Source organism: Streptomyces odontomachicola, assembly GCF_039605595.1.
In the GTDB taxonomy this organism is placed as follows: Bacteria; Actinomycetota; Actinomycetes; order Streptomycetales; family Streptomycetaceae; genus Streptomyces.
This window is the reverse complement of record NZ_JBCFOK010000013.1, coordinates 185,388-207,847: the sequence shown is the minus strand read 5'-3', so window position 1 is coordinate 207,847 and position 22,460 is coordinate 185,388. Positions and strand designations below refer to the sequence as shown.

Below are 22,460 nucleotides of genomic sequence, written 5' to 3'. Positions count from 1 at the left end.
CTCTGTGATCGCTACAGATAGATGGGGAAGGTGGCGTGGACGGCGAAACCCTGGGGGCGAGAGGCGTCCCGCTTGAGGACGACACGGGCAGCGTGCGCCTCGATCGGACCGTGCCCGGCCAACATCATCGCCTGCAGAAGTACGCGTCCGACCGGCTCGGATCGGGATGGCCAGGACGCCTCGATCGTCAGGCGCGAGCGCGTCGACTGGGCCAGCCAGCGATGGATGATCTGTTCATTGGCGGTGACGACTTGCTGGGTGGCCCACTGGGCGGTCTCGCGGTCGGGGTAAGTGGCGGAACGGGTACGCATACGGGAGTCTCTTTCAATCCTCGTCGAAGGCCCAGAAGACCCCTACTTCCGATTTCGCAACAACGATCAGGCCGCAATCCGTGGTGAAGTCGGACAGTCGGTTCCATTCCGTGTCCGGGTTTAGGAGGTCCGCATCGGGGTTGTTCCGGGCCGCACCGGCATTAGTGTAGTAGGTGGCGCCTGGTTCGAAACGAGCAAGGACCTCTTCAGCGCTCCTGAAAAGCGTCTCCTCGCGGTTCTTGAAATCCGGAATATTGGCGGCCTGGTAGTGCATGCCTTGCAGGGCGACGAGTAGCTGTGTCGCAGATCGCCTCGTCACGCTGTAGAGAAGCGAGTCGAGCTCGTCGAGGCGCAGGTCGGCAAAGGGTTTGTCTTCCGACCTCGCGTGTGATGTCGGGGGCGAACAGTTGAGGGAGCTCCAGTTCCGTGGGTCGGCAGTCTTCAGCGCGAGGACGGAGTGCACATCGCGACGCCAGTCCTCATGCTCTCGGGGGCCGGCAGCCGCGAAGGAGAAAGCCCCGCCGAGAAGCTCATGAAGAGCCGTGCTCCATGAAGTCGAATTGACCATCCATCGTCCTTCCCGGGAAGTCGTACGTGTGGAGGAGAGCAGCCTCACTGTTGAGCCGTGTCGCTCGGCATGGAGGTGAGGACGACATACGGCGGGTGGCCCCCAGGGCGGGGTCGCAATGTCACATTCACGATATGCGAGTCGTGAGCAGAAGAGTCGCCCCGTGTGTAGGTTCTGCCAACGGAGCCGTTGAAAGAAAGACCCACTGTTCGCGTGGACCGACTCGGGTCCGGGTTTCCCGCCAACCAGTTGGCGACCTTCTGCTGGTTGCGTGGATCGTCCAGAACGGCCTGAGTGTGACGCTGGGCTGACTTCAGATCCGTGAACGTCGATGCGGCGATGGGGGCGACCGTACCGTCAGGACGCACCTTTGCTTGGTCGCGAAGCCTCTGCTCCAGTTGCTCGTCTGTCTTGCCTACGTGCTTGTCTATGACGTGTGCTCCTGAAACGCCCTCCTGATTGGCGAGATCTACGGGGAACCGGTGTTGGGATTCATCGTCTCCCGGCACCGTGTACAGCGGGTCGCCCTTGAAGTCCGTCAAGGCTCGCGCGCCGAATGCCTCTGCCCGTGCGGTTTCTGCGTTGAAGGTCGGCGCGCTCGCGTGCGCCTCATCCAACGCTGGAATGAGTTCCTCAACGCGCCGAATTTGACGGTGGATCCGGTTGTTGTAGGCGGTGACGGCGTCGTTCATGGCGCCTTCGTCGATGTTCAGGACGATACCGGTGGACACATCCGTTGCCACACCTTTTCCTATGTGCCACAGGCCCTTCAACAGGCTCTTGGCGTCCGTCACGTCCAAGTTTCGGGGGTCGATCTGTCGGATGCTCTCTTCAACAGCTTCCCGATAGATCCGATTCAGATCGTCGCGGACGTCTTCCGCCGCCTTGGCCACGTTGTGTACGGCATCGACCATGGCATCGCAGGTGTCGAACAGGACGGCAAAGACAGGGTGGCTGGTCCCCCTCTTGTGCGCGTTGTCATTCGCCCAGTTGTACCCCTCTCGATTCTTTCCCCAGGCGGAAGTTCCCCACAGCGTGCTGCAGAACTGCCGCATCGCCTGGTACCACTCCTGGTTGGACTGGTCGGTTATGCCGTTGACGAGATTTGTCAGCATCCCGTCCACAGTGCTGAGCGTCGTCTGCGGCATTCTCCATGCTTGGGAGATCGATTGCAGGCGCAGGTGATTGGGCAGCGGGAGGGTCTTTGCCGCATTACCCCAGCGGCACTCGTGCTCCAACAGGGGACGCATGATGGCGAGGATCGTGGCTTCCAGCCCTTCCAGGGCCTCCTGCACGAGATCTTGGCCGGCGTCGATGTCCCCCCACTTGAAGTCGGTGACCGGACCGTACTTGGGCGGTGTTTCGATCACATGTGGAGCAGGGCGATGTGTCGGAGGGCCTGTCTGTGAGGGGTTCGTGGCGGAGTCGGCCGCGGCGTAATTGTTCGCCGTGGTGGTGAACCCGACGGCGGCGCCACCGACGCTCACCACGGACCTTGCCCACACGTCGAGGAACCGATTGGCGACCTTCACATACTTCTTTGTGAAGCCCTCCATGGCCGACCCGTTGCCGCCGCCGTCCGGATACCGGGCCAGCTCGTCCAGGAATGCCTTGATTCCTTTGTCGAGAGGTTCCTGTTGGCCTGCCACGTTCGATGAAACTTGGTAGAGGACCGACGGTGTCACGTCGATCGCCCCTTGCCCTGGGGCAGCCGGAGAGGACATCAGGCGGTTCCCCAACCACGCAGGGTCGCTTTGTGAGCTGCTGCGTAGTTGGTGTGACCTGTAGTGACGTAGGTGTGCAGCCACTTTTGTGCTGCCTGCAAGTCCTGTGCAGAACGGTCCCACTCGTCGAGCTTGTCGACGAACATCTCTCGCGCTTCGCCCTTCCAGGACAGGACGACCGGTTCGACGCGGTCATACAGATCATCCAGCTTGTGGTTGAGGTGCTTGAGGATGCCTTCCAGTTCGCCGGCGAGCTCGTGGAGCGTCGCGAAGGAGACGGCTATGTGGTCGTCGGTCGTGCCAGTCAACATGATCCCCCTGTCATTGCTGGAATTCGGTGACGAAGCTGCATGGCGTGGACGCGTCAAAATTTGTCAAGGTTGCTGCGTGGGCGACTCGGTGCGTCGGTGGAAGCCGTGGAGAGCTTGTCGACTTCGCTGTCGATCTCCACGTGAACTCGGCGCATTTGTTCAAGAACGTGCATGTCGCTCACGCTGAAGCCGTCACGACTCATCCGCACCGCCTGCGCCAGGCGTTTCATCACTTCTCGGATGCGTACGGCGTCCTCGGCCGCAGCCCGGTGAAAGTTCCTGTACGCCGTGGCTGCCGGGCCGCGCCAGCCGGCCTCGATGCGGTCGACGAGCTCGTCCATGCGCTTGATCTGCCTGTCGAGGTGGTCCTGCATGTCGCCGAGGTCGCCGGCGAGCTTTGTCAGATCGGTCGACGACGCGCGCAGGTCGGTTCCGCCTTCTTCGCCTCCGCTGGTGCCAGGTACCCCCATGTTCCATCCCCCCTGTCAGCATTTCGCGAGTCAACGCACTTGAAGATCTTACGGAGAGCTCCCCGCCCGTGGGGCGTGAAAAGAAGACGGGCAACTGCTGGGGCGCCCTCGCTGTTCGGGGTGGCGGGGAGCGCGCTACGGCTGGGTGGCCCCTCGCCGAAGAGCCGTCGGGGTTGGGCGAGTTCGGCGCCGTCCTGCGGTCACTGCTCGGTTAGCGGTCGCGTATGGCACGGACAGCTTGTCCTCTATGCCTGCGAGTAAGGGCCGCCACACCTGAAGGCAGACGGCTTCGTAGCTGAGCCCCACCCGCACGGGAACTGGCGGCGGTCGAGTGCCTCGACCGCCGCCAGCTCATCGGCGTCCAGCCCCAGCCGCAGCCGGGACACAGCGTCCGGAGTCACTCCCCGGCCGGCGCGATCCCCACCGGGCAGGACACCCCCGTCCCCCCGATCCCGCAATACCCCGCCGGATTCTTGTCGAGGTACTGCTGGTGGTACGGCTCGGCCGGGTAGAAGGGGCGGTCTTCTGCGGGGAGGAGTTCTGTGGTGATGGTGCCGTGGCCGGAGGCCGTGAGGCGCTGTTGGTATGCCTCGCGGGACGCCTCGGCCGTGGCCTGTTGGGCGGGGGAGTGGGTGTAGATCGCGGAGCGGTACTGGGTGCCCACGTCGTTGCCCTGGCGGAAGCCCTGGGTGGGGTCGTGGTTCTCCCAGAAGAGGCGCAGCAGCTCCGCGTAGGAGATCTTCGACGGGTCGAAGACGACGCGCACGGCCTCGGTGTGCCCCGTGAGCCCTGAACAGGTCTCCTCGTACGACGGGTTGGGGGTGGAACCACCCTGGTAGCCGACCAGGGTGGTCCACACGCCCTCGGCCCGCCAGAAGACCCGCTCGGCGCCCCAGAAGCAGCCCATGCCGAAGTCGGCGACTTCCAGGCCCTCCGGATAGGGGCCCTGCAGCGGGTTGCCGAGGACCGTGTGCCGCTCGGGCAGCGTGAACTCCGGCTCCGCGCGGCCCTTCAGCGCCTCCTCGGGCGTGGGCAGGCTGTTCCTGTGGCGGCCGATCAGCATCGGCTGGCTCCTTCCGTACGGGGCAGAGCGGCGTCGGTCGCTACGGCTTCTTCGCCGCCGAGGGCGGTGCCTGCTCGCCGTCCTGCTTACTGTCCCCCGAAGAGGCGTCGGTGGCCTCGGCCTCGTCACCGGCCGACCGCTCGGCCGCCGACCCCTCGGCCGAGCCCTCAGCCGACCCCTCCGCCGGGCCCGGGTCCGAAGCCGGCGCCGTCTCCTCCGGCGCCGTCTCCTCCGGCTCCTCCTCGAAGTCGACCTTCTGCATCCGTCGGTTCATCGACTTCATCAGCATCCAGACCGCGAGGCCCAGCGCCGCGAAGACGACGAAACCGAGGACGCCGGGCGTCACCTTGTTCTCGTCCAGGTCCTTCGCAGCCAGCGGAAGGAGCTGGGACGTGGCCGAGTAGACCGTGTACGTCGCGCTCATGCCGTCAATTCTCGCGGATGCCCGCGAAGAGGTCGTCCTCGGGGAGCGAGGTGTCCACGAGCGACTTCGCGAGCTCGTACTCCTCCGTCGGCCACACCTCGCGCTGGAGGTCCAGCGGCACCCGGAACCAGCCGCCGTCCGGATCGATCTGCGTCGCGTGCGCGATCAGCGCCTTGTCGCGGATCTCGAAGAAGTCGCCGCAGGGTACGTGGGTGGTGATGTTCCGGTCGGGCCGCTTGAAGGTCTTCCAGCGCTCCAGCCACTCCTCGTACGGGGAGTCCATTCCGCGGTCCAGGAGCGCCTTGTGCAGCGCCTCGGTGCGGGCGCGGTTGAAGCCCTGGTTGAAGTAGAGCTTCTGCGGCGTCCAGGCCGGCCCGAACTCGTCCTCCGGGTACTTCTCGGTGTCCGCCGCGTGATCGAAGGCGACCGCCGAGATCTTGTACGTCATGATGTGGTCGGGGTGCGGGTAGCCGCCGTTCTCGTCGTAGGTGGTGATCACCTGCGGCCTGAACTCGCGGATCAGCTGGACCAGTCGCCCCGCCGCCTCGTCCACGTCCTGGAGCGCGAAGCAGCCCTCGGGCAGCGGCGGCAGCGGGTCGCCCTCGGGCAGCCCGGAGTCGACGAAGCCCAGCCAGGACTGCTTGACCCCGAGGATCTCGCGGGCCTCGTCCATCTCCTTGCGCCGGACCTCGTGGATGTTTGCCTCGATGTAGGGGTCGCCCTGGAGCTTCGGGTTGAGGATCGAGCCCGCCTCTCCTCCCGTGCAGGTGGCGACCAGTACGTCGACTCCTTCCGACACGTACTTCGCCATGGTCGCCGCGCCCTTGCTCGACTCGTCGTCGGGATGCGCATGCACGGCCATCAGTCGCAGCTGCTCAGTCAACTCTCGGTCCTCGTCAGTTCGGTCGGTGGGACACGGCCGCGGCGCATGGTCCGCCCCGGTACGCGTGGCCTACACGGGCGGCTTCTATAGTGACGGAAGCGGTACCCGGATGTATTCCTGTACCGCCTCCGCACCCCCGCCCCCGGGCGGGCCGCACCCCGCCCCGCAGGGGCCACGCCACGCGCGAGAGGACCGGCCATGGCTGCTGACGTACGCCCCCAGGTGCCCGAGGGGCGCTACGGGCGCGGTGCGCGGGCCGGCGGCTCGGCCGAGGACGCGCGCACCGACCGCCGCCTCAAGATCGTCGGCGCCGTGCTGGGCGCGGTGATGACCGCGGTGATCGCCTGGATCGGCGTCTCGTACATCGCCGGGCAGGACGTCAGCGGCGAACTGATCAAGTTCGACGTGGTGTCGGCGAAGCGGGTCGACGCGCACCTGGAGATCCGCAAGGACGCGGGCGCGCAGGGCGTCTGCACGCTGCGGGCGCAGGCCGAGAGCGGCGCCGAGGTCGGCCGCAAGAACGTGGACGTGCCCAAGGGCAAGACGCGCATCGACACCCTCGTGCACCTGCGTACGACGGCGAAGGCGACCAGCACCGAGCTGGTCGGCTGCACCAGCGGCAAGTGAGCCGCACCGGCGGGAAGTGACCGGCCTGCCGCGTCTGCGGAAGTGACCGGCGGCCCCACGGACAGCACGCACCCTGCGTAACGCGCGGGTCCCGTACGGTGATCGGCGTACGGTCGCTCCAACTGCCGTACGGGGGCGCTCAGTCGCTCGCTGCGCGTCGCCGACCAGCCACTCTCCGCTCGTCCTTCTTCCCTTTTCCCCCGGAATTGTTAGGCTCGTAGTTTCCGCCCGCCCATCCAGGCGCAGCCTGGAGGTCAGGGCGTTACTTATATCCCGAGTACCGACGAGGAGCACCTGTGACCCAGACCAGCGACAACGTCACCTGGCTGACCCAGGAGGCGTACGACCAGCTCAAGGCCGAGCTGGAGTACCTGTCGGGTCCTGCACGCACCGAGATCTCCAAGAAGATCGAGGCGGCTCGCGAGGAGGGTGACCTCCGCGAGAACGGCGGGTACCACGCGGCCAAGGAGGAGCAGGGTAAGCAGGAGCTGCGCGTGCGGCAGCTCCAGCAGCTGCTGGAGACGGCCAAGGTCGGCGAGGCCCCGGCGGACACCGGCGTGGTGGCCCCCGGCATGGTCGTGACCATCGCGTTCGACGGTGACGAGGACGACACGCTGACCTTCCTGCTCGCCTCGCGCGAGTACGCGAGCGCCGACATCGAGACGTACTCGCCGCAGTCCCCGCTCGGTACGGGAGTGAACGGCAAGAAGGTCGGCACGGAGGCGGAGTACGAGCTTCCGAACGGCAAGATGGCGATGGTGAAGATCATGGACGCCAAGCCCTACCAGGGCTGAGGCCGGTCCCGATCCCACCGCCATCCCAGAAGCACACAGCGAAGGCCGGGCCCCTTTGGTGGGGCCCGGCCTTCGTTTGCGCCCCAAGCGTTCCCGGGCCGGGGGCGCCGGCGCCGAAGGCGGCTACACCGCAGCCGACTTGTACTTCCGCACCGCCAGCGTGCGGAAGAGCGCGATGATGATCAGCGAATAGATCACCGAGGCCAGCACGGGGTGCTCCATCGGCCAGGCCGTCGACTGGGAGACGCCGCGATTGCCGAACAGCTCGCGGCACGCCTGCACCGTGGCGCTGAACGGATTCCAGTCGGCGATGTGCCGCAGCCACGGCGTCATGTTCCCCGAGTCCACGAAGGCGTTGGAGATGAACGTGACGGGGAACAGCCACACCAGCCCGCCCGAGGTGGCCGCCTCGGGGGTGCGCACGGAGAGCCCGATCAGCGCGCCGATCCAGGTGAAGGCGTAACCGAGGAGCAGCAACAGGCCGAAGCCGCCGAGCACTTTGAGGCCGTTCTCATGGGTGCGCCAGCCGACCAGGAGCGCCACCACGGCGAGCACCACCAGGGTCAGCGCGGTCTGCACGAGGTCGGCGAGGGTGCGCCCGGTGAGCACGGCGCCGCGTGCCATCGGCAGTGAGCGGAAGCGGTCGACGAGGCCCTTGTGCATGTCCTCGGCGATGCCCGCGCCCGCGCCCGCCGTGGCGAAGGTGACGGTCTGGGCGAAGATCCCCGCCATCAGGAACTCCTTGTACGCGGCGGGGGAGGTGCTGCCGCCGATCATCATGGAGCCGCCGAAGACATAGCTGAACAGCACCACGAACATGATCGGCTGGATCAGGCCGAAGATCACGACCTCGGGGATGCGGAGCATCCTGATCAGATTCCGCTTGGCGACGATCAGCGAGTCGGAGACGGACTGGCGGATCCCGCCGCGCGCCCTGGGCGCCGCCGGTGCGGGGCCTGTGCCCGCCGCGGCCGTGGTGGCGGTCATGTGGCGCTCTCCTTCCGCTTCCGCCGGGAACCGTGGCCCCGGCGGCCGTCTTCGGTGCCTCCTCCGCGTGCACCGCTCCCGCCGCTCCGGGCGTCCTTCACGCTCGCCCCGCTCTCCGCGCCCTCCGCGTACGCGCCGCTCTCCCCGCTCTCGCCGTTGCCTGCGTCCGCCTCGGCCGTGTGGCCCGTGAGCGAGATGAACACGTCGTCGAGGGTGGGGCGGCGGAGGCCGATGTCGTCGATCTCGATGCCCTGCGCGTCGAGCTCGCGGATGACCTCGGCGAGGAGCTTGGCGCCGCCGGTCACCGGGACGGTCAGCCTGCGGGTGTGCCGCTCGACGGTGACCTCGCCGTGGCCGGGGCCGCTCAGGCTGTGCCGGTCGAGGATCTCGCGGGCCGGCTCGATGGTCTCCGGGAGGTGCGCGACGACCTCGACGCGCTCGCCGCCGGTCTGCGCCTTGAGCTGGTCGGAGGTGCCGCGCGCGATGACCTTGCCGTGGTCGACCACCGCGATGTCGTGCGCGAGGCGGTCGGCCTCCTCCAGATACTGCGTGGTGAGCAGCAGCGTGGTGCCTCCCGACACCAGCTCCTCGATCACCTCCCACAGAGCCTGGCGGTTGCGCGGGTCGAGCCCGGTGGTGGGCTCGTCCATGAACATCACGGGCGGGCTCACGACCAGCGCGGCGGCCAGGTCGAGCCGCCGGCGCATGCCGCCCGAATACGTCTTGGCGGTGCGGTCGGCCGCGTCCGCGAGATTGAACCGCTCCAGCAGCTCGCCCGCCCTGCGCTTCGCGTCGCGCGAGGACATCTGATAGAGCTGCCCGACCATCCGGAGATTCTCGCGGCCGGTCAAATACTCGTCGACGGCGGCGAATTGGCCGGACAGGCCGATGGAGCGGCGCACCTCCGTTGGGTGCTGGAGCACGTCGAGCCCGGCCACTTCGGCCCTGCCCGAGTCCGGCTGGAGCAGCGTGGTGAGCACCCGCACGGCGGTGGTCTTCCCCGCGCCGTTCGGCCCGAGAAGGCCCAGCACGGTGCCCTCGGGGACATCGAGATCGACGCCGTCCAGTGCCCTGACGTCGCCGAAGGTCTTCACCAGACCCTCGGCGTAGATGGCACCTGGCATATCGGCTCCCAGGGTGTGGGGTGAGATGTGATCGAGTCTAGATTGGCCGGATATGTCCGGCACTAGGTGGCACGGCCCATGTGCGGGCGATGCGCAGCAGTATGTGAGAACGCGATATGTCGCGTCAAGGGAAATCAAGGGAAACGCGACAGTCGCGAGGGGGCTGAGATCGCCTACGCCCGGACGCCCGGCCTTCCCCGTCGCGCGGTCGGCCGAGGGCTCAGCTCGTCACCGTGTATCCGGCGGCGCGCAGCGAGGAGGCGACCTCCACGCAGTGCTCGGGTCCCTTGGTCTCCAAGTGCAGCTCCACCTCCGCCTCGTCGAGCCCGAGCCGCGGATCGGTTCGTACGTGGCTCACATCGAGGACGTTAGCGTCCGCCACTGACAACTCCCCGAGGAGCGCGGCCAGCGCGCCCGGGCGGTCGTTCAGCCGCAGCCGCAGCGACAGATAGCGGCCGGCCGCCGCCATGCCGTGCCGGAGGGTGCGCTGCATCACCAGCGGGTCCACATTGCCGCCGGACAGCACCGCGACGACCGGGCCCTCGATGGACCCCGGCTTGTCGAGCAGCGCGGCGACAGGGCTCGCGCCCGCGGGCTCGACGACCAGCTTCGCGCGCTCCAGGCAGAGCAACAGCGCCCGGGAGAGCGCGTCTTCGGACACCGTGCGGACCTCGTCGACCAGCTCGCCGACGATCTCGAAGGGCACGTCGCCCGGCCTGCCCACCTTGATGCCGTCGGCCATCGTGGACACCGAGTCCAGCGCCACCGGGTGCCCGGCGGCCAGCGAGGGCGGGTACGCGGCCGCGCCGCCCGCCTGCACGCCGACCACCCGCACGTCGGGCCGCAGCGACTTCACCGCGACCGCGATGCCGGCGGCGAGCCCGCCCCCGCCCATGCCGACCACGATGGTGCGCACCTCGGGGCACTGCTCCAGGATCTCCAGGCCGATGGTGCCCTGGCCCGCCACCACGTCGGGGTGGTCGAAGGGGTGGATGAAGACGGCGCCCGTACGGTCCGCGTACTCCTTCGCGGCGCGCAGCGTCTCGTCCACCACCGTGCCGCGCAGCTCGACGCGCGCGCCGTAGTCGCGGGTGGCGGCGACCTTCGGGAGCGGGGCGCCCTGCGGCATGAAGACCGTGGACTCGACGCCCAGCAGCGAGGCGGCCAGCGCGACGCCCTGCGCGTGGTTGCCCGCGCTCGCCGCGACCACGCCCCGTGCGCGCTCCCGTGCGCCCAGCCCGGCGATCCGGACGTAGGCTCCGCGGAGTTTGAACGAGCCGGTCCGCTGCAGGTTCTCGCACTTGAGGTGGACCGGGGCGCCTGCCAGCGAGGACAGATGGCGGCTGCCCTCCATGGCGGTCGAGCGCGCGACGCCGGAGAGCGTCTTCTGTGCGGTGCGTACGTCCTCGACGGAGACGGTGGTGGCCATGCGGCCAGTCTCGCAGGGCGTGCGGGGGCACGCGGCCCACGCCCGGGCGGGCTCCACCTCTTCGTGCAGCGGTGGTACGCGGAGGGGCGCGGCCGCGTACTCTGTGCGTCACGGCTAAACCATCTGTTTACGTGATCTTGGAATTTCCCAAAGCCAAAGAAGCGAGCACTTCGGCCATGCCCACGCATACGGACATGACGCAAGACATCCCCCAGGACAGCCGGGCCGACGGCACGCCCGGCGCCGACGCCGCGCACGGCACTCCAGGCGGCTCCGCTCCCGGCAGCACCGGCACCCCCGGCGACGAGGTCGTCGGCCCCGCCGTGCTGGACGCGATGCAGCACCAGGTCGCCGTCTTCGCGCGGCGCGCCGAGCAGACCCGCCTCGGCGGGGTGGGACAGGCGCGCAACTCCATGGACCGCGCCGCCTACCTCCTGCTCAACAGGCTCGACCAGGAAGGCCCGATGGGCGTCAAGGCGCTCGCGGCCGGCATGGGCATCGACTCCTCGACGGTCACCCGCCAGGTCGCGCCGCTGGTCGACTCCGGCCTGGTGAAGCGCACTTCGCACCCGGAGGACGGCCGCGCCGTCGTGCTCCAGCTCTCGCCGCGCGGCTCCGCGCGGCTGGCGCAGGTGCGCTCCTCGCGCCGCGACCTGATGGAGCTGCTCACCGAGGACTGGAGCGAGGAGGAGCGGGAGTCCTTCTGCTCGCTGCTCACCCGCTTCAACACGGCGCTGCTCGGCACCCACCCCACCGCGGGCGCCGAGCCCGAGCCGCAGGGCGAGGGCCCGGCCGAGCGCGCGCCGGAGCGGCGGCCCGAGGAGCAGCCCGCCTCTTGATTTGATCTGCGCGGCTGCCGTCCCATGAAGCGACGGGAGGCGCGCAGTGCGAGAGCGGCGGGCACGAGGGGAGCGCCGCCGCGCCCGGGAGTTCGAGGCGTTCGTCGCGGGCGCGGCAGGCAGGCTGCTGCATGCGGCCACCCTGCTGACTGCCGAGCGCCCCGGCAGCGCCCCTGAGGCCGAGCGGCTGCTGATCGCCGCGCTGGCCCGCAGTTACGCGGAGTGGCCCCGGCTGCGCGGCACCCGCGGCGACGATCCGTACGAGCACACACGCGGCGAGCTCGCCGCCCGCTTCGCGCACGCGTCCTGGCGCTACCGCCGCGCGCACGGCGGCCTCCTCGGCGAACTCCCGCCGCGCGAACGGCTGGTGATCGTCCTGCGGCTGTACGAGGGCGTCGCGGAGGAACAGGTCGCCGCGCAGCTCGGGCTGCCGCCGGAGCGCGTGCGGGCGCTGTGCCTGCGCGCGATGGCCACGCTGCTGTCCTCGCCCCCGGCGCCGGGGGCCGCCGCACACGAACCGCTGGAGGGCGCGCTGTGAGGCTGCCCGACCGCAAGGAGACCGAGGTACGCGGGCTGCTGGACGCGGACGTGCGGCGGCCGCTCCCCGCCGACCTCGCCGAGCGCGCGCTGCTCAGCGGGGCGCGGCTGGCGCACCGGCGGCGGGTGGTGCGGGGCGCGCTGTGGGCGCTGGTGCTCGTGGGGTTCGCGGTGTTCGTGCTGTGGGTCTCGCTGGCCGATCCCTTCGCGCAGCCGCCGGCGGTCACGACGCCGCCGTTGGGGTGGTGAGGGGCCCGAGGCCCACGCCGGGACCGCACACCTGGACCCCGTACCCGACCCCCGTACCCGGCAATGGAGTTGGGCACGGGAGTCGGGGCCTGCGACCCGCGAGGTCAGCCCTCCAGGGCCTGGCGCAGGTCGGCCAGCAGGTCGTCGGCGGACTCCAGGCCGACCGACAGCCGCACCAGGTCGGCCGGCACCTCCAGCGCGGAGCCGGCCGCCGAGGCGTGCGTCATGCGCCCGGGGTGCTCGATCAGCGATTCCACGCCGCCCAGGGACTCACCGAGGGTGAACAGGCGCGCCCGCTCGCACACCTTCACCGCGGCCTCCTCGCCGCCCTCCACGCGGAAGGAGACCATCCCGCCGAAGCCGCGCATCTGCTTGGCAGCGGTCTCGTGGCCCGGGTGCGACTCCAGGCCCGGGTAGTAGACCTGGGTCACGCGCGGGTGCGCGGTGAGCATCTCGATGATGCGCTCCGCGTTGGCGCAGTGCCGGTCCATGCGTACGGCCAGGGTCTTGGCGCCGCGCAGGACCAGCCAGGAGTCGAAGGGGCCGGCGACCGCGCCCATCGCGTTCTGGTGGAAGCCGATGCGCTCGGCGAGCTCGTCGTCCTTCACCACCAGGGCGCCGCCGACCACGTCGGAGTGGCCGCCCATGTACTTGGTGGTGGAGTGCACCACGACGTCGGCGCCCAGCGCGAGGGGCTGCTGCAGGTAGGGGCTGGCGAAGGTGTTGTCCACGACAAGGCGTACCCCCGCGCCGCGGGCGACATCGGAGACGGCCGCGATGTCGGTGATCCCGAGCAGCGGGTTGGAGGGGGTCTCCACCCAGATCGCCTTGGTGCGCTCGCGCAGCTCGGCGCGCACGGCGGCGGCGTCCGAGGTGTCCGCGACGGACCACTCGATGCCCCAGCGCTCGGCGACCTTGGCGAAGAGCCGGAAGGTGCCGCCGTACGCGTCGTTGGGGATGACGACGTGGTCGCCCGGGGTGAGGAGGGTGCGCAGCAGGCAGTCCTCGGCCGCCATGCCGGAGGCGAAGGCGAAGCCGCGGCGGCCGCCCTCCAGCGCGGCGAGGTTCTCCTCCAGCGCGGTGCGGGTGGGATTCGCCGAGCGGCTGTACTCGTATCCGTTGCGCAGGCCGCCGACGCCGTCCTGCTTATAGGTCGATACCTGGTGAATAGGGGGTACGACGGCGCCGGTGGCCGGGTCGGCCGTCTGGCCCGCGTGGATCGCGAGGGTCTCGAATCCGCCGGCGCGGGCGCCGTCGTCCTGGTGGCTGCGTTGGTGGTCGCTCATGGGCCCGAGACTAATGCGCCGTACGGTGGGGGAAGGGCGCGTACCGGCCGATCGCGCCCCGAAGAAGGTGTCAGCCCGCCCGCGCCGAGGTCCCACGGGGAGAAACGCCGTCATGGAAGCCCTCATCCTGCTGATCGTCCTGGTCGCCGTCTCCGGCGTTCTGATCGCCCCCGCGCTGCGCCGCAGGCGCCTGCGCAAGGACGGGCAGCGCGGCATGGCCGCGGCCCAGGACCCGGTCGCGGGGTACGGATTCGTGCCGGCCGAGGAGCTGGACGTGCGGCTGCCCGGGCCCGACCGCGAGCTGACCGAGGCGCTGGAGGAGACCCAGCGCACCCAGGACTGGGGTCCGGTGGCCCGGATGCTGGCGCTGACCAGCGACGAGTGGGAGCTGCGCTGGCAGCGGGTGCAGTCGCTGGCGGGGGCCGCGCACATGGAGCTGACGCGGCACAGGGCCGCGGTGGCGGAGGGCGCGTCCCCGGCCTCGTCCGAATCCGGCGCGGACTCCGGTGCCGTCTCCTTCAGCAAGGCCCCCGCCGTGCAGGACGCGCGCTGGCTGCGCGAGTGGCGCGCGCAGGAGCCGCGGGACGCGGGCGGCGCCGAGGTGTACGCGCAGTTCCTGGTCTGGCAGGCGCTGGCCGACCCGGCGGCCGCCGAGCACCGGATCATCCTGGAGGAGGCGCGGAACGTCGCGCACGAGGCGGCGCGGCTGGCCGAGAACGACCCCACCCCGCACATCACCGAGCTGGTGATCGCCCGTCATCTCAGCTACCGCAGGGCCGACTTCGAGTCCCTGTGGTCCACGGTACGCAGGCTGGCGCCGCACCACATGGGCGCGCACCTGGCCGCGCTGCCGTACTGGTCGCAGAAGTGGAGCGGCTCCAAGACGGAGGCCGACGGCTTCGCGCAGGCCGCCGCTGCGAGCGCGCCGGAGGGCACGCTGCTGCCCGCGCTGCCGCTGTTCGCGCTGTACGACCACCTGCCCGAGGTCAACATGGTCCGCGGCCTCTACCAGAGCCACGACGTGGAACGGGCCATCGAGGCGGCCGAGTTCGCCGTCGACCAGGTCGAGGACGACCACCCCGTACGGGCTCACGTACTGCACCTGCTGGTCTGCTTCCTCGTACGCGCCGAGCGCTACACCGAGGCCATGGAGGCCCTCCAGGTCGTGGACGGCTACGTGGGCGCGGTCCCCTGGGTGGACGCGACCAGCCCGGTCGCCGAATACGCGGCATACCGCGCCCTGGCCGTCGCGGGCTGGGAGTCCACGGGCGGCGCGCGGGAACGGGCCGAGGGCTCGGGGATGTAGGCGGGGCTCCCGGGGCGCCGCGCCCCCGGAGTGTCGCGTCCCCAGAGCGTTCGCGTCCCCGGAGGGCCCCGTCCGCTTAGGGCCCGGCGCCCCGTCCCCGACACAATGGGCGCATGGCCAACCGACTCGCGGACGAGACCTCGCCCTACCTCCTCCAGCACGCGGACAATCCGGTGGACTGGTGGCCCTGGTCGCCCGGCGCCTTCGAGGAGGCCCGCCGCCGCGGGGTCCCGGTGCTGCTGAGCGTGGGGTATGCGAGCTGCCACTGGTGCCACGTCATGGCGCACGAGAGCTTCGAGGACGCGGAGACCGCCGCGTATCTCAACGAGCACTTCGTGTCGGTGAAGGTGGACCGGGAGGAGCGGCCCGACGTCGACTCCGTGTACATGGAGGCCGTGCAGGCCGCCACGGGGCAGGGCGGATGGCCCATGACCGTCTTCCTCACCGCCGACGGTGAGCCCTTCTACTTCGGCACCTACTTCCCGCCGGCCCCGCGGCACGGCATGCCCTCCTTCCGGCAGGTGCTGGAGGGGGTGACCAGCGCCTGGGCCGACCGCCGCGACGAGGTGGCCGACGTGGCCTCGCGCATCACCCGCGACCTGGCCGGGCGCACCATCAGGTACGACGCCCCGCAGCCCCCAGGCGCCGAGGACATGGGCGAGGCCCTGCTCGGGCTGACCCGTGAATTCGACGCGGTGCGCGGCGGGTTCGGGGGAGCGCCGAAGTTCCCGCCGGCCATGGCGCTGGAGTTCCTGCTGCGGCACCACGCGCGCACCGGTTCGGACGGCGCGCTGGAGATGGTGCAGTCCACCTGCGAGGCGATGGCGCGCGGCGGCATCTACGACCAGCTCGGCGGCGGTTTCGCGCGCTATTCGGTGGACGAGAGCTGGGTGGTGCCGCACTTCGAGAAGATGTTGTACGACAACGCGCTGCTCTGCCGCCTGTACGCGCACCTGTGGCGCAGCACGGGCTCCGCCTTCGCGCGCCGCGTCGCGCTGGAGACCGCCGACTTCATGGTGCGCGAACTGGGCACGGCGCAGGGCGGCTTCGCCTCGGCGCTGGACGCCGACAGCGACGACGGTACGGGGGAGCACCACGAGGGCGCGTACTACGTGTGGACCCCGGAGCAGCTCGCCGCGGAACTGGGGGAGGAGGACGCAGAGTTCGCCGCCGGGTACTTCGGGGTGACCGAGGAGGGGACGTTCGAGAAGGGCGCCTCCGTACTCCAACTCCCGGACCTGGAGGGCTCGGAGCGGCTCGCCGACGCCGAGCGCGTCGCCTCCGTACGGGAGAGGCTGCTGGCCGCGCGGGAGCAGCGCATGCGGCCCGAGCGCGACGACAAGGTCGTCGCGGCCTGGAACGGCCTGGCCGTCGCAGCGCTCGCCGAGACCGGCGCCTACTTCGAGCGGCCCGACCTGGTGGAGGCGGCGTCCACGGCGGCACGGCTGCTGGACGAGCTGCACACGGACGCCGAAGGGCGGCTGCTGCGCACCTCGCGGGACGGCGAGGCCGGGCAGAGCGCGGGCGTGCTGGAGGACTACGGCGATGTGGCCGAGGGCTATCTGTCGCTGTACGCGGTGACAGGCGAGGCCCGTTGGCTGGAGCGCGCGGGCGCGCTGCTGGAGGCGGTGCTGCGGCACTTCACGGCGGCCGACGGCACGCTGTACGACACAGCGGACGACGCCGAGCAGCTCATCCGCCGCCCGCAGGACCCCACCGACAACGCGACGCCGTCGGGCTGGACGGCCGCCGCGCACGCGCTGCTCAGCTACGCCGCGTACACCGGCAGCGGGCGGCACAGGGACGAGGCGGAGCGCGCGCTCGGCATCGTGCGGGCGCTGGCGGGGCGCGCGCCGCGCTTCATCGGCTGGGGCCTGGCCGCTTCCGAGGCGTCCCTGGACGGGCCGCGCGAGGTGGCCGTGGTCGGCCCGTACGGCGATCCGGCCACCGGTGAGCTGCACCGCACCGCGCTGCTGGCCACCGCGCCGGGCGCCGTGGTCGCGCTCGGCGAGCCCGGCAAGGACGGCGGGGTGCCGCTGCTGGAGGACCGGCCGCTGCTGGACGGCCGCCCCGCCGCGTACGTCTGCCGGGGCTTCACCTGCGATGCGCCGACGGCCGACCCCGCGATCCTGCAGCAGTCGCTGCGGAGTTGAGGGAGGGCCGCAGCGTGCGGTGCCGTACGGAATCCGCAGCGGGTTCCGTACGGCACCGCGCCGGTCGCGCGTGGTCCCGCGTACGGGCCCCGGGTGAGACATAACACGCGGCGCGGGCCGGAGCGCGCCCGTAAAGTGGCGGGCATGCAGGTGATCCAATCGACCAAGCTCGCCAACGTCTGCTACGAGATCCGTGGCCCGGTCCTCGAGGAGGCGATGCGTCTTGAGGCGGCGGGTCACCGCATTCTCAAGCTCAACACCGGCAATCCGGCCGCGTTCGGCTTCGAGTGCCCTCCCGAGATCCTGGAGGACATGCTGCGGAACGTGGGCACGGCCCACGGGTACGGCGACGCCAAGGGCCTCCTCGCCGCGCGCCGCGCGGTGATGCAGCACTACCAGACCATGGGCATCGAGCTGTCGGTCGAGGACGTGTACCTGGGCAACGGCGCGTCCGAGCTGATCCAGATGTCGATGCAGGCGCTGCTCGACGACGGCGACGAGGTGCTGGTCCCGGCGCCGGACTACCCGCTGTGGACGGCCTCGGTCTCGCTGTCCGGCGGCACGGCCGTGCACTACCGCTGCGACGAGCAGGCCGACTGGATGCCGGACCTCGCCGACATCGAGCGCAAGGTCACCGACCGCACCAAGGCGCTGGTGATCATCAACCCGAACAACCCCACGGGCGCGGTCTACGACGAGGAGATGCTGCGCGGGCTCACCGACATCGCCCGCCGGCACAACCTGATCGTCTGCTCCGACGAGATCTACGACAAGATCCTGTACGACGGCGCGACCCACACACCCACCGCCGCGATCGCCCCCGACCTGCTGACCCTCACCTTCAACGGGCTCTCCAAGTCCTACCGGGTGGCCGGCTACCGCAGCGGGTGGATGGCCGTGTGCGGGCCCAAGGCGCACGCCTCCAGCTACATCGAGGGCCTCACGATCCTGGCCAACATGCGGCTGTGCGCCAACATGCCGGCGCAGCACGCGGTGGCCACGGCGCTGGGCGGGCGGCAGTCGATCCAGGACCTGGTGCTGCCGGGCGGGCGGCTGCTGGAGCAGCGGGACACGGCGTACGACCTGCTCACGCAGATCCCGGGTGTCACGTGTGTGAAGCCGAAGGGTGCGATCTACGCGTTCCCGCGGCTCGACCCCAAGGTCTACAAGGTCAAGGACGACCGGCAGCTCGTGCTGGATCTGCTCCGCGAGGAGAAGATCATGATCGTGCACGGCACGGGGTTCAACTGGCCCGAGCCCGATCACTTCCGCATCGTGAATCTGCCGCCGGCCGACGAGCTGGCCGATGCGGTGAAGCGGATCGGCGAGTTCCTGGACGGCTACAGCCAGCACTGAGCGGGGTTCGAGAGTCCCCATTGCGGCCCGTCGAAAACGGTCAACTTTAGATTGAGTCTAAGTTAGGATGGGGTCCTGCATACGGAGAGCAGGAGGCCATTCATGTACGAACCGATCCGCACCAAGTCGGTCCACACCATGGCCGACCCTGATCCGGAGACCGCAGCCGTGCCGCAGCGCAGCCGCGGGGAGGAGCTGGACATCCGGCTCGCCGGGCAGCTCACCGCGCTGCTGACGGTGACCGATGAGCTGCGGGCGCTGGAGCCGGGGGCGTCGCTCGACGCGGCGGCGACGCGGCTCGTCGCGTGCGTGGCGCGGCTGCGGGGCGGGCGCGAGCCGCTGCGGGCCGAGCCGTCCGTACGGAGTGCGGCGCCGGATCATGTCGTCGGGCTGCATCAGCGGGCGCACATGCTGGCGGGGCACGCGCTGGTGCTGGCGACGTCCCGTGAGGACACAGAGGCGGCGGAACTCGCCGCGGACCGCTTGTCGGCCCACGCCGAGGCGTTGGGCCTGGAGCCGGTGACCCAGTAACGCTCCCCGCGCCGAGGTGTCGGCGCTGCGCGCCGCGCTGCCCCCACCCCGGTGTGGGCGGTCGTTCCGCTGGGGCGGAACGGGCGGGCACACCGGAACCGCCAGCCGCGAGGCCCCGTCCCCACGCACCCGACGTACGCGCTCGGCGCGGGCGTTCACGGGGCTGCGCCCCGAGCCCCCGTTTGCAACGTGGTTGCGCGGGAGCAGGGGGCGCGAGTCCGGTTGTGCCCACCCGTTCCGCCCCGACGGAACGAATGCCCACAACCTTGTGTGGGGGGGGGAGCGCCCGGACGGGGCCGCAGCCCGCAACCTCACGGTGCGGGAAAGCAGCCAGGCGGGACCGCAGCCCACAACCTCGTAGAGGGAGCGGCGGGTGGGCAAAGCCCCGTGCTTGACCGTGGCCCACAACCTTGTGCGGGGCGGGGTGGGGCAAAGCCCCAGGCGGGCCGCAGGGCACAACCTCGTGCGGGGCGTACGGGGCTCGAAGGGGCGCCCCGGTCAGGGCGCCCCCACACACGAGCCTCAGGCCAGGCGCTTGACCAGCGCGTTGTACTCGTCCCACAGCTCCTTCGGCGTGTGGTCGCCGAAGGTGTTCAGGTGCTCGGGGACCAGCGACGCCTCGTCGCGCCAGACCTCCTTGTCGACCTCGAGGATGAAGTCGAGCTCGGAGTCGGTGAGGTCGAGCCCCGAGGTGTCCAGGGACTCCTTGGTCGGCACGATGCCGATCGGCGTCTCGACGCCCTCGGACTCGCCGTTCAGGCGGCCGACGATCCACTTCAGGACGCGGCTGTTCTCACCGAAGCCGGGCCACACGAACTTGCCGGCCTCGTTCTTCTTGAACCAGTTCACGTAGTAGATCTTCGGCAGCTTCGCGGCGTCCGCGTTCTTGCCGATGTTGACCCAGTGCGCGAAGTAGTCGCCCATGTTGTAGCCGCAGAACGGCAGCATCGCGAACGGGTCGCGGCGCAGCTCGCCGACCTTGCCCTCGGCCGCCGCGGTCTTCTCCGAGGCCACGTTGGCGCCCAGGAAGACGCCGTGCTGCCAGTCGAAGGACTCGGTGACCAGCGGGACGGCGGAGGCGCGGCGCCCGCCGAAGAGGATCGCGGAGATCGGCACGCCGCGCGGGTCCTCCCACTCCGGCGCGATGATCGGGCACTGCCCGGCCGGCACGGTGAAGCGCGCGTTGGGGTGGGCGGCGGGAACGTCGGAGTCCGGCGTCCAGTCGTTGCCCTTCCAGTCCGTGAGGTGCGCGGGCTTCTCCTCGGTCATGCCCTCCCACCAGACGTCGTTGTCGTCGGTGAGCGCGACGTTGGTGAAGACCGAGTTGCCCCACAGGGTCTTCATCGCGTTGGCGTTGGTGTCCTCGCCGGTGCCGGGCGCGACGCCGAAGAAGCCGGCCTCCGGGTTGATCGCGTACAGCCGCCCGTCCTCGCCGAAGCGCATCCACGCGATGTCGTCGCCGATGGTCTCCACGGTCCAGCCCGCGACGGTCGGCTCCAGCATCGCGAGGTTGGTCTTGCCGCAGGCCGAGGGGAAGGCGGCGGCCACGTACTTGGACTCACCGCGCGGCGGCGTCAGCTTCAGGATGAGCATGTGCTCGGCGAGCCAGCCCTCGTCCCGCGCCATGACGGAGGCGATGCGCAGCGCGTAGCACTTCTTGCCGAGCAGCGCGTTGCCGCCGTACCCGGAGCCGAAGGACCAGATCTCGCGGGTCTCGGGGAAGTGCGAGATGTACTTGGTGCTGTTGCACGGCCACGGCACGTCCTTCTCGCCCTCGGCCAGCGGGGCGCCCACGGAGTGCACGGCCTTCACGAAGAAGCCGTCCTCGCCGAGCTGGTCGAGCACCGGCTGCCCCATGCGCGTCATGGTGCGCATCGCCACGGCGACGTACGCGGAGTCGGTGATCTCCACGCCGAGCGCGGAGAGCGGGGAGCCGAGCGGGCCCATGCAGAACGGGACCACGTACATGGTCCTGCCGCGCATCGAACCCCGGAAGATGCCGTCCTCACCGGCGAAGATGCGTTTCATCTCCGCCGGGTCCTTCCAGTGGTTGGTCGGGCCCGCGTCCTCCTCCTTCTCGGAACAGATGAAGGTGCGGTCCTCGACGCGCGCGACGTCCGAGGGGTCGGAGGCCGCGTAGTAGGAGTTCGGGCGCTTGACCGGGTCCAGTTTCTTGAACGTGCCCTGTGCGACGAGCTCCTCGCACAGCCGCTCGTACTCGGCCTCGGAGCCGTCGCACCAGACCACCCGGTCCGGCTGAGTGAGGGCGGCGATCTCGTCGACCCAGGAGACCAGCTCCTGATGGTTGGTCGGTGCAGGGGTGGTGGTGGTCCGAGCCGCAGTACTGCGCGCCACGATCGCTCCAGACGTTTGAGGGTTTTCGGCGGATACATGCACGTGTATCCGGTTCCTTTTCCTGTCACTCAGCACGCCCCTTGGGGGCCGCGACCCGGATGCGTTCGTGGCTTGCTCATCCGGTGCCGCCCTTGCTCATTTGATCATCCGACCCTAGACGACTCGTGTCCAGATGGGAATGGTGTGGTCATCGCCACTCGGCGACCATGTGTGCAGGGCGTTAAGGGCGTCTTGGAACCTACGGGACCGTAGGTACGATGGCGCCCATGACGCCCGCCGTCCCCGCTGAGCAGGAGCAGTCCATGAACGTCTCCAACTCCCCTGCCGGGGCTGCCGGTCCGGCCCGGGAAGGGAGCGGCGGCCAGGCCGTCCCGCAGGTCCCGGGCCAGCAGGCAACGGACCCGCAGACGCCGGGCCAGCACGCATCGGACCAGCCGCTGCCCAAGCAGATGTCGCAGCAGGTGCACGCGCAGGTGCAGCAGCTTCCGCAGTTCATCAAGCCGCGGCTGCGCGGCTGGCTGCACGCCGGGATGTTCCCCGCCGTGCTGATATCGGGGGTCTTCCTGACCGCCCTCGCCGGCAGCACCCGCGGCCGGGTGGCCTGCGCGGTCTTCACGCTCAGCGCGTGCCTGCTGTTCGGCATCAGCGCGCTCTACCACCGCGGCGACTGGAGCCCGAAGGTCAACGCGGTCTTCCGGCGGCTGGATCACGCCAACATCTTCTTGATCATCGCCGGTACGTACACCCCGCTCACGATCCTGCTGCTGCCCGGCGCCAAGGGCGATGTGCTGCTGTGGGGGATCTGGGCGGCGGCCGCGCTGGGCATCGCGTTCAGGGTGTTCTGGGTCGGCGCTCCGCGCTGGCTCTACACGCCCTGCTACATCGCGATGGGCTGGGCCGCGGTCTTCTTCCTGCCCGACTTCATGCAGAAGGGCGGCATCGCCGTGCTGGTCTGCGTGATCGTCGGCGGGCTGCTCTACAGCGCGGGCGGCGTGATCTACGGGATCAAGCGGCCGAACCCGTCGCCGCGCTGGTTCGGCTTCCACGAGGTGTTCCACTCGTTCACGCTGGCCGCTTTCGTGGTGCACTACGTGGCGATCTCGCTGGTGGCGTACCAGCACCACTGAGCGGAA

Annotated in this window: 23 protein-coding genes; 10 read left to right on the top strand and 13 right to left on the bottom strand. The window is 70.0% G+C overall.

Features of this window, described 5'->3' with window-relative positions; translation table 11 throughout:
• Positions 1 to 11: 11 nt before the first annotated feature.
• The 8 genes from ABEE00_RS23885 to mca form a co-directional block, all read right to left on the bottom strand.
• A complete protein-coding gene (locus tag ABEE00_RS23885; RefSeq protein ID WP_345747680.1) occupies positions 12 to 311 on the bottom strand; it encodes an RNase A-like domain-containing protein in 300 nt (99 codons plus the stop codon).
• Between the two features lie 13 nt (positions 312 to 324).
• The gene (locus ABEE00_RS23880; protein WP_345747679.1) at positions 325 to 879 is read right to left on the bottom strand and encodes a hypothetical protein; all 555 of its coding nucleotides are present in this window, start codon (positions 877 to 879) and stop codon (positions 325 to 327) included.
• 44 nt (positions 880 to 923) lie between these two features.
• Positions 924 to 2,564: an RNase A-like domain-containing protein gene (locus ABEE00_RS23875; protein ID WP_345747678.1), complete on the bottom strand. Its 1,641-nt coding sequence runs from the start codon at positions 2,562 to 2,564 to the stop codon at positions 924 to 926.
• A 38-nt stretch (positions 2,565 to 2,602) separates the two neighbouring features.
• A complete protein-coding gene (locus ABEE00_RS23870) occupies positions 2,603 to 2,914 on the bottom strand; it encodes a WXG100 family type VII secretion target (protein WP_345747677.1) in 312 nt (103 codons plus the stop codon).
• A 53-nt stretch (positions 2,915 to 2,967) separates the two neighbouring features.
• Complete coding sequence (locus ABEE00_RS23865; RefSeq protein ID WP_345747676.1) at positions 2,968 to 3,384, bottom strand: WXG100 family type VII secretion target; 417 nt, start codon at positions 3,382 to 3,384, stop codon at positions 2,968 to 2,970.
• Between the two features lie 397 nt (positions 3,385 to 3,781).
• A complete protein-coding gene (gene msrA, locus ABEE00_RS23860) occupies positions 3,782 to 4,447 on the bottom strand; it encodes a peptide-methionine (S)-S-oxide reductase MsrA (RefSeq protein ID WP_345747675.1) in 666 nt (221 codons plus the stop codon).
• 40 nt (positions 4,448 to 4,487) lie between these two features.
• Positions 4,488 to 4,871 (bottom strand): hypothetical protein, encoded by a 384-nt coding sequence (locus ABEE00_RS23855; protein WP_345747674.1) that lies wholly within the window; start codon positions 4,869 to 4,871, stop codon positions 4,488 to 4,490.
• Between the two features lie 4 nt (positions 4,872 to 4,875).
• Positions 4,876 to 5,754, bottom strand: a complete 879-nt coding sequence (gene mca / locus ABEE00_RS23850; protein ID WP_345747673.1) for a mycothiol conjugate amidase Mca — start codon at positions 5,752 to 5,754, stop codon at positions 4,876 to 4,878.
• Positions 5,755 to 5,952: 198 nt separating this feature from the next.
• Here mca and ABEE00_RS23845 point away from each other — a divergent pair, with 198 nt between their 5' ends.
• Together ABEE00_RS23845 and greA are read left to right on the top strand one after the other, a co-directional pair.
• Positions 5,953 to 6,381 carry a DUF4307 domain-containing protein gene (locus ABEE00_RS23845; protein WP_345747672.1) on the top strand — a complete coding sequence of 143 codons (429 nt, stop codon included), beginning with the start codon at positions 5,953 to 5,955 and terminating at the stop codon, positions 6,379 to 6,381.
• Between the two features lie 296 nt (positions 6,382 to 6,677).
• Positions 6,678 to 7,175: a transcription elongation factor GreA gene (gene greA, locus ABEE00_RS23840; protein WP_345747671.1), complete on the top strand. Its 498-nt coding sequence runs from the start codon at positions 6,678 to 6,680 to the stop codon at positions 7,173 to 7,175.
• A gap of 123 nt (positions 7,176 to 7,298) precedes the next feature.
• On the opposite strand, the gene ABEE00_RS23835 is transcribed toward greA, so the two are convergent.
• From ABEE00_RS23835 to ilvA, 3 genes are all read right to left on the bottom strand, one after another.
• Positions 7,299 to 8,162: an ABC transporter permease gene (locus tag ABEE00_RS23835; protein ID WP_345747670.1), complete on the bottom strand. Its 864-nt coding sequence runs from the start codon at positions 8,160 to 8,162 to the stop codon at positions 7,299 to 7,301.
• Positions 8,159 to 9,286: an ATP-binding cassette domain-containing protein gene (locus ABEE00_RS23830; protein WP_345747669.1), complete on the bottom strand. Its 1,128-nt coding sequence runs from the start codon at positions 9,284 to 9,286 to the stop codon at positions 8,159 to 8,161. Before ABEE00_RS23830 ends, ABEE00_RS23835 begins: the two co-directional genes overlap by 4 nt.
• A 220-nt stretch (positions 9,287 to 9,506) precedes the next feature.
• A complete protein-coding gene (gene ilvA / locus ABEE00_RS23825; protein WP_345747668.1) occupies positions 9,507 to 10,715 on the bottom strand; it encodes a threonine ammonia-lyase in 1,209 nt (402 codons plus the stop codon).
• Between the two features lie 194 nt (positions 10,716 to 10,909).
• Here ilvA and ABEE00_RS23820 point away from each other — a divergent pair, with 194 nt between their 5' ends.
• Genes ABEE00_RS23820 through ABEE00_RS23810 form a run of 3 tightly spaced genes read left to right on the top strand, consistent with a single transcriptional unit; the run spans position 10,910 to position 12,340 of the window.
• A complete protein-coding gene (locus ABEE00_RS23820; RefSeq protein WP_451918655.1) occupies positions 10,910 to 11,554 on the top strand; it encodes a MarR family winged helix-turn-helix transcriptional regulator in 645 nt (214 codons plus the stop codon).
• A gap of 46 nt (positions 11,555 to 11,600) precedes the next feature.
• The gene (locus ABEE00_RS23815; RefSeq protein ID WP_345747667.1) at positions 11,601 to 12,092 is read left to right on the top strand and encodes a sigma factor-like helix-turn-helix DNA-binding protein; all 492 of its coding nucleotides are present in this window, start codon (positions 11,601 to 11,603) and stop codon (positions 12,090 to 12,092) included.
• A complete protein-coding gene (locus ABEE00_RS23810; RefSeq protein ID WP_345747666.1) occupies positions 12,089 to 12,340 on the top strand; it encodes a hypothetical protein in 252 nt (83 codons plus the stop codon). The genes ABEE00_RS23815 and ABEE00_RS23810 overlap by 4 nt, the downstream gene beginning before the upstream one ends.
• A gap of 104 nt (positions 12,341 to 12,444) precedes the next feature.
• On the opposite strand, the gene ABEE00_RS23805 is transcribed toward ABEE00_RS23810, so the two are convergent.
• Complete coding sequence (locus tag ABEE00_RS23805) at positions 12,445 to 13,626, bottom strand: cystathionine gamma-synthase (protein WP_345747665.1); 1,182 nt, start codon at positions 13,624 to 13,626, stop codon at positions 12,445 to 12,447.
• A 112-nt stretch (positions 13,627 to 13,738) separates the two neighbouring features.
• Here ABEE00_RS23805 and ABEE00_RS23800 point away from each other — a divergent pair, with 112 nt between their 5' ends.
• The 4 genes from ABEE00_RS23800 to ABEE00_RS23785 all read left to right on the top strand — a co-directional run bounded on the left by ABEE00_RS23800 (position 13,739) and on the right by ABEE00_RS23785 (position 18,972).
• Positions 13,739 to 14,932: a hypothetical protein gene (locus ABEE00_RS23800; protein WP_345747664.1), complete on the top strand. Its 1,194-nt coding sequence runs from the start codon at positions 13,739 to 13,741 to the stop codon at positions 14,930 to 14,932.
• A 113-nt stretch (positions 14,933 to 15,045) separates the two neighbouring features.
• Entirely contained in the window at positions 15,046 to 17,085 is a 2,040-nt protein-coding gene (locus tag ABEE00_RS23795) for a thioredoxin domain-containing protein (protein ID WP_345747663.1), read from the top strand.
• Positions 17,086 to 17,229: 144 nt separating this feature from the next.
• Complete coding sequence (locus ABEE00_RS23790; RefSeq protein ID WP_345747662.1) at positions 17,230 to 18,441, top strand: pyridoxal phosphate-dependent aminotransferase; 1,212 nt, start codon at positions 17,230 to 17,232, stop codon at positions 18,439 to 18,441.
• Between the two features lie 102 nt (positions 18,442 to 18,543).
• On the top strand, positions 18,544 to 18,972 hold the full coding sequence (locus ABEE00_RS23785) for an SCO4983 family protein (protein WP_345747661.1): 429 nt from the start codon (positions 18,544 to 18,546) through the stop codon (positions 18,970 to 18,972).
• 522 nt (positions 18,973 to 19,494) lie between these two features.
• On the opposite strand, the gene ABEE00_RS23780 is transcribed toward ABEE00_RS23785, so the two are convergent.
• Entirely contained in the window at positions 19,495 to 21,327 is a 1,833-nt protein-coding gene (locus ABEE00_RS23780) for a phosphoenolpyruvate carboxykinase (GTP) (protein ID WP_345747660.1), read from the bottom strand.
• 449 nt (positions 21,328 to 21,776) lie between these two features.
• On the opposite strand from ABEE00_RS23780, the gene trhA reads away from it, so the two are divergent.
• Positions 21,777 to 22,454, top strand: coding sequence for a PAQR family membrane homeostasis protein TrhA (trhA, locus tag ABEE00_RS23775; RefSeq protein ID WP_345747727.1), 678 nt, complete (start codon positions 21,777 to 21,779; stop codon positions 22,452 to 22,454).
• Positions 22,455 to 22,460 lie beyond the last annotated feature (6 nt).

Coding starts and splice junctions, on each gene's coding strand:
- ABEE00_RS23785 (WP_345747661.1), top strand. CDS start 18,544: ATGTACGAACCGATCCGCACCAAGTCGGTCCACACCATGGCCGACCCT.
- ABEE00_RS23830 (WP_345747669.1), bottom strand. CDS start 9,286: ATGCCAGGTGCCATCTACGCCGAGGGTCTGGTGAAGACCTTCGGCGAC.
- ilvA (WP_345747668.1), bottom strand. CDS start 10,715: ATGGCCACCACCGTCTCCGTCGAGGACGTACGCACCGCACAGAAGACG.
- ABEE00_RS23855 (WP_345747674.1), bottom strand. CDS start 4,871: ATGAGCGCGACGTACACGGTCTACTCGGCCACGTCCCAGCTCCTTCCG.
- trhA (WP_345747727.1), top strand. CDS start 21,777: ATGTCGCAGCAGGTGCACGCGCAGGTGCAGCAGCTTCCGCAGTTCATC.
- ABEE00_RS23880 (WP_345747679.1), bottom strand. CDS start 879: ATGGTCAATTCGACTTCATGGAGCACGGCTCTTCATGAGCTTCTCGGC.
- ABEE00_RS23805 (WP_345747665.1), bottom strand. CDS start 13,626: ATGAGCGACCACCAACGCAGCCACCAGGACGACGGCGCCCGCGCCGGC.
- ABEE00_RS23795 (WP_345747663.1), top strand. CDS start 15,046: ATGGCCAACCGACTCGCGGACGAGACCTCGCCCTACCTCCTCCAGCAC.
- ABEE00_RS23885 (WP_345747680.1), bottom strand. CDS start 311: ATGCGTACCCGTTCCGCCACTTACCCCGACCGCGAGACCGCCCAGTGG.
- ABEE00_RS23835 (WP_345747670.1), bottom strand. CDS start 8,162: ATGACCGCCACCACGGCCGCGGCGGGCACAGGCCCCGCACCGGCGGCG.
- ABEE00_RS23800 (WP_345747664.1), top strand. CDS start 13,739: ATGGAAGCCCTCATCCTGCTGATCGTCCTGGTCGCCGTCTCCGGCGTT.
- ABEE00_RS23865 (WP_345747676.1), bottom strand. CDS start 3,384: ATGGGGGTACCTGGCACCAGCGGAGGCGAAGAAGGCGGAACCGACCTG.
- ABEE00_RS23790 (WP_345747662.1), top strand. CDS start 17,230: ATGCAGGTGATCCAATCGACCAAGCTCGCCAACGTCTGCTACGAGATC.
- ABEE00_RS23820 (WP_451918655.1), top strand. CDS start 10,910: ATGACGCAAGACATCCCCCAGGACAGCCGGGCCGACGGCACGCCCGGC.
- msrA (WP_345747675.1), bottom strand. CDS start 4,447: ATGCTGATCGGCCGCCACAGGAACAGCCTGCCCACGCCCGAGGAGGCG.
- ABEE00_RS23845 (WP_345747672.1), top strand. CDS start 5,953: ATGGCTGCTGACGTACGCCCCCAGGTGCCCGAGGGGCGCTACGGGCGC.
- ABEE00_RS23870 (WP_345747677.1), bottom strand. CDS start 2,914: ATGTTGACTGGCACGACCGACGACCACATAGCCGTCTCCTTCGCGACG.